The organism is Pseudoneobacillus rhizolycopersici, assembly GCF_054786815.1.
Genome location: NZ_JBTOOE010000100.1, coordinates 1 through 272, shown reverse-complemented (window position 1 = coordinate 272; position 272 = coordinate 1). Strand labels below are relative to the sequence as shown.

Annotated in this window: 1 protein-coding gene; it reads right to left on the bottom strand. The window is 57.0% G+C overall.

Annotated features, from left to right (window positions below):
- The coding region (locus tag ACX9YW_RS23010; protein WP_460351048.1) for a condensation domain-containing protein at nt 1-272 on the bottom strand (272 nt) is incomplete at both ends.

Below are 272 nucleotides of genomic sequence, written 5' to 3'. Positions count from 1 at the left end.
TAATTTTCTCTTCGCCCGTGTATGCAATGCGTACTGGCAGACTAATAATGAAGAGCCCGACCATCTGATCCGCTCCGGTAAGATCTGGCGGCCTGCCTGATACGACCGTGCCAAAGACAACGTCCTTGCGGCCGCTGTAGGTGCCTAACAGCAGCGCCCAAGCGGTCTGAAACAGCGTATTCACCGCTATCCGCTGTTCTCTGGCGAATGCCTCCATTCTTCGGCTATCCGCTGCCGAGAAGGTCAGCTTCTCGGCTTCGGTCGACGGCTCG